This window comes from Halomonas sp. 111 (assembly GCF_052379685.1).
Taxonomy (GTDB): domain Bacteria; phylum Pseudomonadota; class Gammaproteobacteria; order Pseudomonadales; family Halomonadaceae; genus Vreelandella; species Vreelandella citrativorans.
Map to the genome: position 1 here is coordinate 24585 of NZ_JBQSYV010000015.1, position 14131 is coordinate 38715.

A 14131-nucleotide genomic window follows, 5' to 3' on the forward strand; every position below is an offset into this window, starting at 1 on the left:
GGAGGATGAACGATAACCTCGTATTAGGTTGTGGAACATGCACATAGGTAGGGTAAACTGTTGCGTCTGTTGTTAAGAACGCGGCACGTATAATGAGAAGGAGAGTACCCGCCATGCGTCTTGTTCCACAATTTACTGACGGTCAGGCATTTCCCCATGCATTGGGCAAAGTCGTATGCGTTGGCCGCAACTATGCTGATCACGCGAAAGAGCTGGATAATCCCGTTCCCAGCGAGCCGCTGTTATTTATTAAGCCTGCGACGAGTGTCGTGGATATAGAGCAGCCGCTGAGCCCGCCTTTTTCTCAAGGCGATGTACACTACGAAACCGAACTGGCCCTGTTAGTTGGGGAAACCCTCACCCACGCGACGCCGGATGAAGCGGAACGTGCGATTGTGGGTATTGGTTTAGCGCTTGATTTAACGCTACGCGATGTACAAACGAAGCTGAAAGAGAAGGGCCACCCGTGGGAGATCGCCAAGGGTTTTGATGGGTCTTGCCCGCTATCCAGGTTCCTGCCGCTAAGCCGAGTACCCAACTGGAATGCGCTGGCCTTTACGCTGGAGGTTGATGGTGAAGCGCGCCAGCATGGGGAAGGTTCGGATATGATCTTTGCGATTCCCTCGCTGGTCGCGGAAATGAGCCGTCATTTCACGCTTGAGCCGGGCGATGTCATTTTAACTGGCACCCCCGCCGGTGTCGGTGAGTTAACTCGAGGCACATCACTGCGCTTAACGCTGACCGGCGGTCTGGAAGTGACAACCACTGTTACTGAATAAGCCAGCGTTGCATAGTGAAAGCGCCCCTTGGTCGTCCAGGGGGGACGCTTTCTATTGGTGCTGAAAAGTAAGGCAAAAAAGTAAAGTAAGGCGATAGCGTTACTCTAAATACGTATAGCCTTCCAGTCCTTCGTGCAGGCTTGCCGCAAAGCTTTCCTGCTCTTGCTCTGAGAAATCGCTATTGACGATCTGCTCGGTCAGCTTTTGCATAAGTACCTTGGCGTCAAAGTTGACGTAGGCCAGTACATCGGCAACGGTATCACCCGCCAGCGGGTTGGAAAACACCCACTCGCCGTGCTCGTTTAATGCGGCGTCAACCGAGTCGGTATCGCCGAACAGGTTATGCAAGTCACCCAGAATTTCTTGATACGCCCCCACCAGGAAAAAGCCTAGCCAGCGCTCATCTTCCGAGGGCCATTCGGGAAGGGGCAGGGTGCTTTCTACACCTTGTCCATCAACGTAGCTGTCGATACGTCCGTCTGAATCGCAGGTAATATCTTGAATGACAGCACGGCGCGTTGGGGGTTGATTCAACCCGCTTAATGGTAGCACCGGAAAGATCTGCTCAATGCCCCACACATCAGGCACCGACTGGAACAGCGAAAAGTTAACAAACAGCTTGTCAGCCAGCTTCTCGGCGAGCTCGTCCATAATTTCGCGGTGTGCACGATTGCGAGTATCCAATTGACTGCGCAAACGTGCACAGGCGGCCAAATACAGGCGCTCGCCTTCGGCACGGGCATTGATATCGCTCAGGCCCAGCACAAATCTGTCCTGTAACTCGCTTACTGCCTGCAAGAGGTCATGCCAGGCCTCGACCAGCATGCGCGGCTCCTGAGGCGTGGCAAGCTGGTCGAACACGCGCCACAGGGCATCAACCTGTATATCGTCCTGAGGCGCCTTCTCGGGCGGCGTATCATCAATGCGCTCTTCGCCAATCACGTTGGTAATAAGCACCGCGTGATGGGCCGTCAATGCTCGGCCCGATTCGCTGATTAAATGGGGCTGAGGTAAATGGGACTCTTCGCACAGCTGAGCAAAGGCGCTCACCACGTTACGGGCATATTCGCGCATCGAGTAGTTGGCTGAGCAGTAACTGCGCGAGCGGGTGCCTTCATAGTCAATGCCCAGGCCGCCGCCCACATCGACCGTATCAATCGGTGCGCCAAGGGTAATCAGGTTCTGATAAAAGCGGGCACACTCACGCAGGCCGCGCTGAATGTCGCGGATATTGGCGATCTGCGAACCCAGGTGGAAGTGCACCAGTTGCAGGCTTGCCAAGGCGTCCTGGGCGCGCAGCGTTTCCACCACTTCCAGAATTTGGCTGGCAGTTAGGCCGAACTTGGATTTTTCACCGCCGGTGTTCTGCCACTTGCCCTTGCCCACCGAGGCAAGCCGGGCGCGCAGGCCAATACGCGGCGTAACCTCCAGCTCCCGGGCCTCTTCCATGATCATCGCAAGCTCGGAGAGCTTTTCCACGACCAGGTAAACACGGTGGCCAAGCTTCTCGCCCAGCAGGGCAAGGCGCACGTACTCACGGTCCTTGTAACCGTTACACACGATCAGCGATGACCCACCGCCCGAGAGAGCAAGCACGGCAAGAAGCTCGGGCTTGCTGCCCGCTTCCAGGCCCACTCGGCCATTGCCGCGCTCGGAAGTCGCCAGAATTTCCTCGACCACGCGGCGCTGTTGGTTAACCTTAATGGGGTAAACTGCGGTGTAGCCGCCCTGGTAGTCAATATCACTCATGGCGGCATCAAAGGCGCCGCACAGCTGTTCAACCCGGTCGTGCAGAATATCGCTAAAGCGCACCAGAACAGGCAAGCGTAGGCCCGCCTCCTGCAACTGAATAACCAGCTCACGCAGGGGCAGGGTAGGGCCTTCGGCGTCGCTACCCAAGGGGCGCACCAGCGCTTGGCCGTGGTCGTCTACATCAAAGTAGCCGCTGCCCCATTGGTCGATATTCCATGTGCGGCGAGCACTTAGTGCTGACCCACTTTGCGTTGCACTCATAAGTCAGCCTCAGGAAGAGGTAAGGCGCCGTACGCAATGCGCGCGTTTAAGATGGTATGAAAACGCTCGGGGTCGTGAGGTGTTAAATCGTGAGCCGGTGGGTCAACGTAGACGACCAGCAGGCGCGATAACCAATAGCGTAGCGCCGTCATGCGCAGCATTATCGGCCATACGTCACGCTCCTCGTGGGTGAGTGGTCGGCGTGCCAGGTAAGCCCCCAGCAAGGCATTATAGCGCTCTGCATTGAGCGTGCCGTCTTCATTTGATGCCCAATCGTTAATCACGATGGCGAGATCAAACAGTAGGTCACCAGTACAGCCATTATAAAAATCAATGATGCCGCCAAGCTGGTCGCCATCGAACAGCGTGTTGTCACGAAACAGGTCACCATGGATAGCCCCTTGGGGTAGCTTGGCGTACTGACTGAAGGCGCTTTCAAAATCCTCGACTTCGTTTTTCATTAATGCCTGATCATCAGGGCTTAAGTACGCCAATACTTTATGGTGCATGGCCTGTAGCCAGTGCAAGTCGCGGGGGTTCGGGCGATGGCCGGAGAAGTGCTGTGAGATTACATGCAAACGCCCCAGCGTATCCCCAAGCGCCCGGCACTGCGCCAGGTTAGGGGCGACGGGATGACGGCCCGGCATACGCGGAAATAGCAGGGCCGGTTTATCCGCCAGGCTGTGCAGTGCAATGCCATCGCGGTCATGAACCGGGCCTGGCACTGGCAAACGGTGTTCATCCAGGTAGTCCAGCAGATCGACGAAGAACGGCAGCTCTTCGTGTTCACCTTGTTCAAACAGGGTTAGCACCAGTTCGCGGCGTTCAGTGGTAACAAAAAATGTCGAGTTTTCTGTGCCGCCCGCCACTCCTTGCAGAGAAACGAAGCTTCCAACATCAAATTTTTCTAAAAACGCTGCGACCTGTGCGTCGCTAAGCGGGGTAAATACAGCCATGAGAATCTCGCCCAGGTTGCTAAGCCCATTATTGTAGCGGCTTGCTGGCTGAGTTGGCAGCGTTGTTAAACGCTTAAGCGCATTTGTATCCGCCAGTTTATTTCAGCCGCTGGCGCTTAGCGCGTATCATGACCCTATACTTTTTTTGCAATGGATATTGGTTATGGCCCGTGCCCCGATCGTGCTCGTCGATGGTTCCTCGTACTTGTATCGTGCCTTCCACGCGCTGCCGCCGTTAACAACCTCTAATGGCCAACCGACGGGAGCCGTTAAGGGCGTGCTGAACATGCTCAAACGGCTCATAAAGGATTATCCGCAAAGCCCGATGGCGGTGGTGTTTGATGCGCCGGGCAAAACCTTCCGCGATGAGCTTTACGAGGACTACAAGGCGCATCGCCCACCGATGCCGGATGATTTACGCAGCCAGGTTGCCCTACTGCATGCCTGCGTAAAGGCGCTTGGCTTGCCGCTTTTATGCATTGACGGCGTGGAGGCGGATGACGTGATAGGTACGTTAGCGCACCGTGCCACGCAGGCGGGTCGGGATGCAGTGATCTCCACCGGCGATAAAGATATGGCGCAACTGGTGAATGCGCATATCACGCTAGTTAATACCATGAAAGATGAAACCCTGGATGAGGCTGGTGTGGAAGGCAAGTTTGGTTTGCCGCCTGCTCTGATTATCGATTACCTCGCCTTGATGGGCGATAAGGTCGATAACATCCCGGGCGTGCCGGGCGTGGGCGAAAAAACCGCCTTGGGACTGCTGCAGGGAATGGGCGGCGGGCTGGACACCATTTACGGGGATTTAGAGCGGGTTAAAACGCTCTCGTTTCGTGGGGCCAAAACGTTATCCAAAAAGCTTGAAGAGCACCGTGAGCAGGCCTATCTCTCCTATCAGCTTGCCACCATCAAAGTCGACTGCGATCTGCCGGTTGGGCTGGATAATTTAGATATTGCGCACCCGGATCGCGAACAGCTGGTTGCGCTTTATAAAGAGCTTGAATTCAGGCAGTGGCTGGCTGAACTGCTGGAGGGAAAAGATGAAGGCGTGGATGACGTAAAAGGCGGTGAACCGGTACCTGAGGATGCTGAGGAAACCAGTGATGCGCAGTCAGCCAGCCCTCAAGAGCGCCAGGACCATGTCATCGTTGAGCAAAGCGAACTGGACGCTTGGCTCAAGCGCTTAAAAAGCGCCAAGCGGTTCTGTTTTGACTTGGAAACGACCAGCCTGAATTACATGGAAGCCGAAATTGTGGGAATTGGACTGGCGCTCGACGCCGGTGAAGCGGCCTATATTCCGCTGGCCCACGACTATTTGGATGCTCCCGCTCAGTTGGATAGAGCCAAGGTTTTAGCTGCGCTTAAGCCGCTGTTCGAAGATCAAAAGACCATCAAGATTGGCCAGAACCTCAAGTACGATATTTCCGTATTGGCCAACTACGACATTATCGTTGCTGGAACGCTGGCCGATACCATGCTGGCCTCTTATGTATTGAATTCCACGGCAACGCGCCACGACATGGATTCGCTGGCACTTAAGTACCTGGGCGAGAAAACCACCTCGTTTGAAGAGATCGCTGGTAAAGGCGCCAAGCAGCTGACCTTCAACCAGATAGCGTTAGAGCAGGCAGCGCCCTACGCCTGTGAAGACGTGGATATTACCCTGCGCTTGTACGATGTGTTGCGCCCGCAGGTAGACAAAGAGGGGCGCCTGGCCCAGGTGCTGGATCACCTGGAACTGCCGCTGATCAAGGTGATTTCCCGCATTGAGCGTAACGGCGTGGCGATAGATGCTGAGCGCCTACACGCGCAGAGCCAACAGCTGGATAAACGCATTCGTGAACTGGAAATTGAAGCGTTTGACCTGGCCGGGCGTGAGTTTAATCTTGGCTCGCCCAAGCAGTTAGGCGAAATTCTGTTTAATGAGCTGAAGATCCCTGTTCTCAAGAAAACACCCAAAGGCGCGCCGTCAACGGCCGAAGCGGTGCTTGAGGAGCTGGCGCTGGATTATCCGCTGCCCAAGGTCATTATGGAGCATCGCGGGCTTTCCAAGTTGAAGTCCACCTACACCGATAAGCTGCCGCGCTTGATCAACAAGGCAAATAACCGGGTACACACCAGTTATCACCAGGCGGTCACCGCCACCGGTCGTCTCTCTTCATCGGACCCGAACCTGCAGAACATCCCCATTCGCACCGAGGAGGGGCGCAAGATTCGTCAGGCGTTCGTTGCCCGGCCCGGCTATCGTATTGTTGCCGCTGACTACTCGCAGATCGAGCTGCGCATCATGGCGCACCTTTCAGAAGACAAGGGCCTGCTGGAAGCGTTTGCCGAGAATCGCGATATCCACACGGCCACTGCCGCGGAAGTCTTCGGCACTGCGCTGGACAAAGTGTCCAGTGATCAGCGGCGTAGTGCTAAAGCGATTAACTTCGGGCTGATTTACGGTATGAGCGCGTGGGGCCTTGCGCGCCAGCTACATATTGAGCGCAATCAGGCGCAAACCTATATCGACCGCTACTTTGACCGCTACCCAGGCGTGGCTCGCTATATGGACCGGATTCGCACCCAGGCCGCGGAAGATGGGTTTGTGGAAACCGTGCTGGGGCGCCGCCTGTACCTGCCGGAAATCCACTCGCAAAACCGCAACCGCCGTCAGGGTGCCGAGCGTACCGCGATCAACGCGCCCATGCAGGGCACCGCCGCGGATATCATCAAACAGGCCATGATCGACGTGGACGCTTGGCTTGCAGAGGGCGAGTTCGATGCGCTGATGGTCATGCAAGTACATGATGAACTGGTGTTTGAGGTGAAAGAAGAGCAGGTGGAAGCGTTTATTGGTGAAGTGCAAACGCGTATGCAAGCCGCCGCCGAGCTTAAAGTACCGCTGATTGTTGAAGCCGAAAGCGGGGTTAATTGGGATGAAGCGCATTAAAAAGTAAATAGTGCTCACATGAAAACGGCCCGCCAAATGGCGGGCCGTTTTGTATGCGTGGGGAGGGCTTAGCGCCAGCCGACGCGGTCAAAAATACGAATGGCTTCGGGGTTATTCTCACCCAGCACATTAATATTCAGCTCATCCTTTTTGAAGTCACCCCATGACTCTAATACCGGGTCTTTCTTGACACCGTCGACGACCGGGAACTCATAGTTACGCTCGGCGAAGATTTCCTGGGCACCGTCAGATGATAAGAACTCCAGGAATTTAATGCCGTTTTCCGGGTTTTGCGCATTGGCTACCAGGCCTGCACCGCCAACGTTAACGTGGGTGCCACGGTCGTTCTGGTTGGGGAAAATTACTCCCACCTTGCGCGCTGCTTCACGGTCAGACTCGTTGTCGGAATGGAGCATGCGAACATAGTAGTAGTGGTTGGCAACGGCCAAGTTACACTCGCCACTGGCGACCCCAAGAATCTGGTCAGTATCACCACCTTCCGGGTTACGTGCCAGGTTGTTAACCACGCCCTGGGCCCACTCTTCTGCACCCTCTTCACCGTGATGCTCAATCATGGAGGCAAGCAGCGACTGGTTATAGATGTTGTTGGAGGAGCGAATGCACAACTGGCCTTCAAACCGAGGATCGGCTAAATCTTCGTAGCTTTCGATTTGGCTGGGGTCGAAGTTATCGCGGTTATAGAAAATTACCCGTGCACGCTGGCTAAAGCCAAACCATAAATTGTCAGGCTGGCGCATTGACTCCGGCAGACGCTCGCTCAGTACCTCAGAATCCACGCTTTGGAACAGGCCGTCCTGCTCGGCGCGCCATAAACGGCCCGCATCGACCGTCAGCATGACGTCGGCGGGGCTGGCAATGCCCTCACGCTGCATGCGCTCCATCAGTTGGTCGGAGTCGCCTTCCAGAACGTTCACTTCGATGCCCGTCTCGTCGGTGAACGCTTTATAGAGGATTTCATCCGAATCGTAGTGGCGGGCAGAGTAAATGTTAACCGCATCGGCAAGTGCTGTACTTGATACAGCAGCGCCCGCAAGAATGGCGGCGATAGAGACTGAAAGACGTGTTGTTTTCATATAGTTAGCGTCCTAAATGATTATGAGAATAAGTTGCATTAAGTTTTAGTATTGAATACTTTCGCAGTACCCGCGTCAAGGGAAAAAAGAACAAGGTGTTCGTGGTTGTGCAACCCTGCGTGCATATCAAGCGAATGAAAAATACAATGGTGTTGATATTCAACGCAGCCTGCCTAGCAGCACGCCAAAAGTGCTGGCTAAGTGAGACGCTGATTAAATGAGGTAATGGTGACATTATGGCAGTAACCGTATCAGCTCCCGATAACGCCACGTTACAGGCGCTTTCGCTACACGATGTCCACCATACGTATGCAGCAAACCAGGTGGTGAAAGGTGTCTCGTTAGAGATTTCCCCTGGAGAAGTCGTGTGCCTGCTGGGGCCATCGGGGTGCGGTAAAACCACGCTATTACGTATTGCCGCAGGGCTGGAAGCCCTTCAACAAGGTAGCGTTAGCCTGGAAGGGCAGGCCGTCGCGTCACCCGGCCAGCGTCACCTTCCGCCGGAAAAGCGTAATGTCGGCCTGGCATTTCAGGACTCGGCGCTTTTCCCTCACTTAAGTGTGCTGGAAAACGTCACATTTGGGCTCAAACAGATGCCCGCGCGTCAGCGCCGCGAACGCGCGGTCGAGCTGTTGACTCAGTTGGGGATGGCGGATTACATCGATACCTACCCGCACATGCTGTCTGGCGGGCAACAACAGCGCGTCGCTTTGGCCCGGGCGCTTGCGCCAACACCCAAGTTGATGCTGCTCGACGAACCCTTTTCGAGCCTGGATGCACGGCTGCGTGACCGCATTCGTGACGATACGCTGCACGTGTTGAAGAAGCTTGGGTCAGCCACGTTACTGGTGACCCACGACCCGGAAGAAGCCATGTTTATGGCCGACCGAATTGCCCTCATGCGCGATGGCCGAATTATTCAAACGGGCACGCCGCGCGAGCTTTATTGCACGCCGGTCGACCCGTTTGTGGTGACCTTTTTTGGTGAAGTAAATGAGCTCAGCGGCACGGTTAAGCAGGGCCGTGTGCAGACTCCGGTAGGTGAAATAGATGCCAGCTGGCTGCCCGAAGGCAGTAAGGCGCGGATTATGATTCGCCCTGAGGCGCTGCGGCTTCAGGAGCGCGACTTGCCCGCAGCCGCCCACCGCCATAGCCACGTGGTCATGGCAAAGCTACTCGGGCGTTCCAGCCTCATTCATTTGTGCGCCCACGGGGCTGATGGCCAGGAGGCGCATCTACATGCCCGCGTGCCTGGCGTCTTTCTGCCCCAGGAGGGCCAGCCGATTGATATCGACCTGGACCACTCTCAGGTGTTTGTGTTTCAGGATGAAGCCTAGGTAGACTTCCCCGTAGATTTACTGAGTATGGCTGCCGGGCCGCGCCCGGCGCATGGCCAGGCTAAGCAGAATCACCGGCAAGATGCCGACCACCACAATAGCCAGCGACGCGGTGGAGGCCTCAGCCAAGCGCTCATCAGACGCCAGGCTATAAGCACGCACCGCCAGAGTATCGAAGTTGAACGGCCGCAGGATAATCGTCGCGGGCAGTTCTTTCATTACATCCACAAACACGAGAATTCCGGCGGCCAGCAGGCTGCTACGCATCAGCGGCGTATGAATACGGCGCAGCGTGCCACCTGCGGTTTGGCCCAAAGTGCGTGAGGCGGCGTCCATATTGGGAGTCACTTTGCCCAGGCTTGCCTCAACCGCATTAAATGACACGGCCAAAAAGCGCACGACATAGGCATAAATTAAAATAAACGCCGAGCCGCTAAACACCAGGCCGATAATTTTTCCGTAGTGGGCGTGTAGCCACGTATTCAGCGTGTTATCCAGCCAGGCAAAGGGAATCAAGATACCTACTGCAACCACCGAGCCGGGAATGGCATAGCCCATCGCGGCGATTCGGGTAAATAGCCGGGCCCCGGGCGAGTTATGTAGCCGGACGCCATAGCTCAACAGCACCGCCAGGCCCACGGCAATCAGCGCCGCGACCATGGCAAGGCTGAGGCTGTTGGTAGCGAAGCGGATAAAGCGCGTGCCCAGCAGGGCGTCGCCCTGCTGAATGGCAAGGTTCAGCAGAATGCCGCTGGGCAATAAAAAGCCGATGACGATAGGCAGCAAGCAGGCGAGCGTTGCGCCGAGGGCGCGCCAGCCATGCAGGCGGTACTCGGGCAACTGCTGGTAGCGGTTGGTGGTATGAAAATAGCGCCGCTTCCCGCGCGAGAAGCGCTCCAGCAGCACCAGCACAATCACAAACGTTAGCAAACAGGCCGCCAGTTGAGCGGCTGCCACGGGCTCGCCTAGCCCAAACCAGGTGCGGTAAATGCCGGTGGTAAAGGTATCCACGCCAAAAAACTGCACCGCGCCAAACTCGTTGAGGGTTTCCATCAGCACCAGCGAAACGCCACCCACCAGGGCGGGGCGCGCCAGCGGCAGGGCAACGCTTGCAAACAGGTGCCAGGGGCCGCGACCCAGCGTGCGCCCTACATCGAGTACGCATACCGATTGCTCAAGAAAGGAGGCACGGGCGAGCAAATAAACGTAGGGATACAGCACAAACGTGATCAGCGTCGCGGCGCCGCCTAACGAGCGCACGTTGGGGAAATAGTAGTCGCCGTATTGCCAGTCAAACCACCCGCGAAGCGCACTCTGTAGCGGCCCTGCCACCTGCAAAAAATCCGTGTAAGCGTAGGCGATGACATAGGTGGGCACCGCCAGCGGTAATAAAAGTGCCCACTCGAAGATTCGTTTGCCTGGGAAGCGACACATCACCACCAGCCAGGCGCTACCGGCGCCCAGGATTAATGTGCCCAGCCCCACCCAGAGCACAAGCCAAAAGGTATTCGACAGATAGCGGCTCAACACGGTGCTCGCCAAGTGCTGCCAGACGCCTTCCGTCGGCACAAAGATATAGCTCAAGACAACCAGAATCGGCAATGCCACCGTCAGTGCAATCAAGAACAGCGCACATGACCAGGGTGTGAGTGATAGCCTAAAGCGGGATATACCGTCAGCGAGTAGCGCCAATCGTGAACGGCGAGCGGGAATGGGCACGTCGTTGTCTCCTAAGACGAGGCTGGCAGGCTGACTCGTCAATGCGAAAAAATAACAGCTGTAAATGGTATCACTTGAGTGAAGGAGTGTGGCTCATCAATATCGAGCAATGTCTGTTGAATAGGCAAAAAAATCCGGTATCCAATGAAGAATACCGGATTTTCTTAGAGTCTTCGGTCATAACCGAACAGCATTACGCCTAAGAGCGGGGTGGCCGGTTAATAGCCGACCATCAAGCTGGGTAAGCCTGTGACGAGCCAGGGGAAAGAGGCCATCAGCAAGCAGGCCAACAGGATAAGCGCCACAAACGGCACCACGGCTTTATACAGATCGACAATCTCCACACCGGGCGGAGCCACGCCTTTCAGGTAGAACAGGGCATAGCCAAACGGTGGGGTAAGAAACGAAGTTTGCAGCACCACAGCCACCATGACGACAAACCACAGCGGATCAATGCCCATCTGCTGGATGATCGGCAGCATGATGGGAAAGCTCAGCAGTACGATGCCGGTCCAGTCCAGGAACATACCCAGCACAAATACCAGCAGTAGCATCATGATCAACGCGCCGGTATTGCCGCCGGGCATGGCCAGCAACAGGTCTTGAATAACCTGCATGCCGCCACCGCGCGAGAACACGCCGGTAAACGCGGTCGCGCCGACCAGCACCAGCATTACCATGGTGGTGGTTTTACCCGCCTCCAACAGCGTTCTAAAGCAAGTGGATAGCCTCCTGTCACCAAAGATTAAAAACAAAATGAATGCGATAAAAACGCCAATTGCTGAGGCTTCTGTGGCGGTGGCAATCCCGGTAAACAGCGCGCCAAGTACCCCAAGGATCAACGACATGGGCGGCACCACGTACTTGCCTAGCATGATAAGAAGCTGCCGGGTGCTAACTTCCGCGCGTTCCTCCTTGGGCACTGGCGGGCCGTAAGACGGTTTAAAGTGGCAGATCAGCAGTACGTAAAGTGCATACATAGCGCCCAGCATTAACCCTGGCACCATGGCGCCCGCAAACAGTGCACCTACCGATACCGGCGAGTAGCTGGCCATCAGGATCAGCATGATGCTGGGCGGAATCAAAATGCCCAAACAGCCGCTGGCCATGATTACGCCTGCGCTTAGCTCCTTGTTATAGCCGTACTTGAGCATCGGTACTAAGGCGATCATACCCATTACCGCAATGGACGCGCCAACAATGCCGGTCGTCGCGGCTAGGAGTACCGACACAATTACCACGGTCAGCGCCAATCCGCCACGTAGGTTGGCCAGCAGCAGGCGCATGGCATCAAACATTCGCTCGGTAACCCCGGAGTCGTTTAGAAAGCGCGCCATGAGTATAAAAAGCGGTATCGCCACGAGTACGTAGTTATCCATGGCGTTACCATAGATATTGTTGATCAGCGTGCCCAACACCCGCTCTCCGGGGCCTAAAAACGCGCCAATCACTGCTACACCACCTAACACAAATGCCAGTGGGTGGCCCATGAAAAGTCCCACCAGCAGGCCGCCAAACATCACCAGGGCGAGTAATTCAGGACTCAGGTTCATGCCGGAGCCTCCTGACGCAACTGTATAATAGCGCGCAGTACAATAGCGATGGCCTGCAGGAGCAGCAGCACTGCCGCCAGCACAATCACGCCTTTAATGGGATACACCGGAATCGACACCATACCGTAGGTAGTTTCGCCGCGGCTAAAAGCGCGCTCGAAAAACAGCCATCCGTACTTGAGCAGCATCCAGATAAAGGGCACAAAGAAAATCAAATACCCGAATAGAGTGAGCAGCGCCTGCTTTTTGCGCGATAACAGGCGCTTTAAAACGTCGACTTCTACATGGACGTGGTGGCGCAGACCATAAGCCGCCATCAGCATGAAGTGCGCCCCAAACAGCATTTTGGTGATATCAAATGCCCAGTCGCTGGGTCGGCCAAACAGGAAGCGCGAGGTAATGTCATAAAGCACGATAAGGGTAATGACGGCGATCAAGGGGGCTATCAGGCGTCCAAAGGCTTCGTTAATCGTATCAATGGCCTGGGCAATCGCATTCATGAAAGATCTCCGATCAGCACAACAAACGCCCCGGCATGGCCGAGGCGAAACATGAGCGCCTTACAGGCAGGCTTCGATCTCTTCCAATGACGGCAAATTATCCATGGTTCGGCTCATATTGAAGGGGGCCGAAGCGTCACGCCACGTCGCATAATCCTGCAAATAGGTAATCATGGAGTGATAGACCTTGGCATGATCGGGATTTTCACAGGCGCCTTGCACGATCACCTGATTGGTCACTTCCTGAATGCGTGCAAGATCTTCTTCTGAAAACTGGTTAATGGTCACCTCGGCATCAATAAACTTCTGGGTAGCCGCGTTGGACTCAAATTCAGACCAGGCCAGCGACCAAGCCATTGTGGCATCCGCGGCGATACGTAATTTCTCTTGGGTTTCCTCGGAAAGTGCATCCCAAGCATCTTTATTAATCATTACGCCAAAGACGCTGGCCGACTGATGCCAGCCCGGCGTGGCCCAGTTATCGGCGACTTCGGCGAAGCCTGCATTGTAGTCAACACCGGGTGTTGAGAATTCACCAGCGTCAATCACTCCGCGCTCTATCGCCTGGTAAATTTCACCCCCTGCAAGCGTTACTTGAGAGCCACCCAGCTGTTCCAGTACGCGCCCTTGGTCACGGCCTGAAAGACGCAAACGCTTGCCCTCAAGGTCAGCAATACTTGCAATGGGGGTGCGGCCCATAAATCCGGACTCGTTGTTAGTAATACCGTAGGGCAGATACATCATGTTGAACTGGCCATAAATATCTTCATAGAGTTCACGCCCGCCCCATTGCTGAATCCAGTTAAGGTAATCAACGCCGTTAAATAGGCTTGTAGTAGTGGCTAGTGGTGAAAAAGCAGGATTTAAGCCTGCCCAGTAACCTGGCCAATCGCCTGCAGCTTCTATGCTGCCGGTTTCAGTCGCATCAAACACTTCGGTGCCAGGCATCAGAGTGCCTCCGGCCCGGAAACTAATTTGTAGTTCATCGCCTGCCAATTTATTAACCAGCTCAACCCAATGCTGGTCAATCTTGATGAGATCAAGGTTGTCAGGCCATGTGGAAGTCATTGTCCACTGCTCTTGTGCTTGTGCCGTCGTAGCGAGTGCGGCTAACGTCACGCTTGCCGCCAGACTGGTAAGGCTGAATCGAGTGATCATTTTCATGTTATTTTTCCTGGTTGGCATAAGGCATTGTTAGTATTTGTTACCGTGATGCAGGAAAGCGTAGCTAAGAAGTTGACG

General features: G+C 55.3%; 10 protein-coding genes. 3 read left to right on the forward strand and 7 right to left on the reverse strand.

What is annotated here, in order from left to right; all coding sequences use genetic code 11:
* The first annotated feature begins 113 nt into the window (after positions 1–113).
* Positions 114–779 carry a fumarylacetoacetate hydrolase family protein gene (locus tag ACT3T7_RS12225; RefSeq protein WP_172117345.1) on the forward strand — a complete coding sequence of 222 codons (666 nt, stop codon included), beginning with the start codon at positions 114–116 and terminating at the stop codon, positions 777–779.
* Between the two features lie 99 nt (positions 780–878).
* On the opposite strand, the gene speA is transcribed toward ACT3T7_RS12225, so the two are convergent.
* Both speA and ACT3T7_RS12235 read right to left on the reverse strand, forming a co-directional pair.
* Positions 879–2792: a biosynthetic arginine decarboxylase gene (speA, locus tag ACT3T7_RS12230; protein ID WP_444631181.1), complete on the reverse strand. Its 1914-nt coding sequence runs from the start codon at positions 2790–2792 to the stop codon at positions 879–881.
* On the reverse strand, positions 2789–3748 hold the full coding sequence (locus ACT3T7_RS12235; protein WP_444631182.1) for a homoserine kinase: 960 nt from the start codon (positions 3746–3748) through the stop codon (positions 2789–2791). The genes speA and ACT3T7_RS12235 overlap by 4 nt, the downstream gene beginning before the upstream one ends.
* Positions 3749–3911: 163 nt before the next feature.
* Between ACT3T7_RS12235 and polA the strand changes: the two genes are divergently transcribed.
* Positions 3912–6686 (forward strand): DNA polymerase I, encoded by a 2775-nt coding sequence (gene polA, locus ACT3T7_RS12240; protein ID WP_444631183.1) that lies wholly within the window; start codon positions 3912–3914, stop codon positions 6684–6686.
* A gap of 68 nt (positions 6687–6754) precedes the next feature.
* On the opposite strand, the gene ACT3T7_RS12245 is transcribed toward polA, so the two are convergent.
* Entirely contained in the window at positions 6755–7780 is a 1026-nt protein-coding gene (locus ACT3T7_RS12245; RefSeq protein ID WP_444621476.1) for a Fe(3+) ABC transporter substrate-binding protein, read from the reverse strand.
* 236 nt (positions 7781–8016) lie between these two features.
* Between ACT3T7_RS12245 and ACT3T7_RS12250 the strand changes: the two genes are divergently transcribed.
* Positions 8017–9117 carry an ABC transporter ATP-binding protein gene (locus tag ACT3T7_RS12250; RefSeq protein ID WP_444631184.1) on the forward strand — a complete coding sequence of 367 codons (1101 nt, stop codon included), beginning with the start codon at positions 8017–8019 and terminating at the stop codon, positions 9115–9117.
* A gap of 18 nt (positions 9118–9135) precedes the next feature.
* Here ACT3T7_RS12250 and ACT3T7_RS12255 read toward each other — a convergent pair whose 3' ends face one another.
* The 4 genes from ACT3T7_RS12255 to dctP form a co-directional block, all read right to left on the reverse strand.
* Positions 9136–10836 (reverse strand): ABC transporter permease, encoded by a 1701-nt coding sequence (locus ACT3T7_RS12255; protein ID WP_193053321.1) that lies wholly within the window; start codon positions 10834–10836, stop codon positions 9136–9138.
* A gap of 218 nt (positions 10837–11054) precedes the next feature.
* Positions 11055–12389: a TRAP transporter large permease gene (locus ACT3T7_RS12260; RefSeq protein ID WP_193056822.1), complete on the reverse strand. Its 1335-nt coding sequence runs from the start codon at positions 12387–12389 to the stop codon at positions 11055–11057.
* Positions 12386–12889 carry a TRAP transporter small permease subunit gene (locus ACT3T7_RS12265; RefSeq protein WP_193056823.1) on the reverse strand — a complete coding sequence of 168 codons (504 nt, stop codon included), beginning with the start codon at positions 12887–12889 and terminating at the stop codon, positions 12386–12388. The genes ACT3T7_RS12260 and ACT3T7_RS12265 overlap by 4 nt, the downstream gene beginning before the upstream one ends.
* Positions 12890–12949: 60 nt before the next feature.
* Positions 12950–14053: a TRAP transporter substrate-binding protein DctP gene (dctP, locus tag ACT3T7_RS12270; RefSeq protein WP_193056824.1), complete on the reverse strand. Its 1104-nt coding sequence runs from the start codon at positions 14051–14053 to the stop codon at positions 12950–12952.
* Between the last annotated feature and the right edge of the window lie 78 nt (positions 14054–14131).

Coding starts and splice junctions, on each gene's coding strand:
- polA (WP_444631183.1), top strand. CDS start 3,912: ATGGCCCGTGCCCCGATCGTGCTCGTCGATGGTTCCTCGTACTTGTAT.
- speA (WP_444631181.1), bottom strand. CDS start 2,792: ATGAGTGCAACGCAAAGTGGGTCAGCACTAAGTGCTCGCCGCACATGG.
- ACT3T7_RS12250 (WP_444631184.1), top strand. CDS start 8,017: ATGGCAGTAACCGTATCAGCTCCCGATAACGCCACGTTACAGGCGCTT.
- ACT3T7_RS12235 (WP_444631182.1), bottom strand. CDS start 3,748: ATGGCTGTATTTACCCCGCTTAGCGACGCACAGGTCGCAGCGTTTTTA.
- ACT3T7_RS12225 (WP_172117345.1), top strand. CDS start 114: ATGCGTCTTGTTCCACAATTTACTGACGGTCAGGCATTTCCCCATGCA.
- ACT3T7_RS12265 (WP_193056823.1), bottom strand. CDS start 12,889: ATGAATGCGATTGCCCAGGCCATTGATACGATTAACGAAGCCTTTGGA.
- dctP (WP_193056824.1), bottom strand. CDS start 14,053: ATGAAAATGATCACTCGATTCAGCCTTACCAGTCTGGCGGCAAGCGTG.
- ACT3T7_RS12245 (WP_444621476.1), bottom strand. CDS start 7,780: ATGAAAACAACACGTCTTTCAGTCTCTATCGCCGCCATTCTTGCGGGC.
- ACT3T7_RS12260 (WP_193056822.1), bottom strand. CDS start 12,389: ATGAACCTGAGTCCTGAATTACTCGCCCTGGTGATGTTTGGCGGCCTG.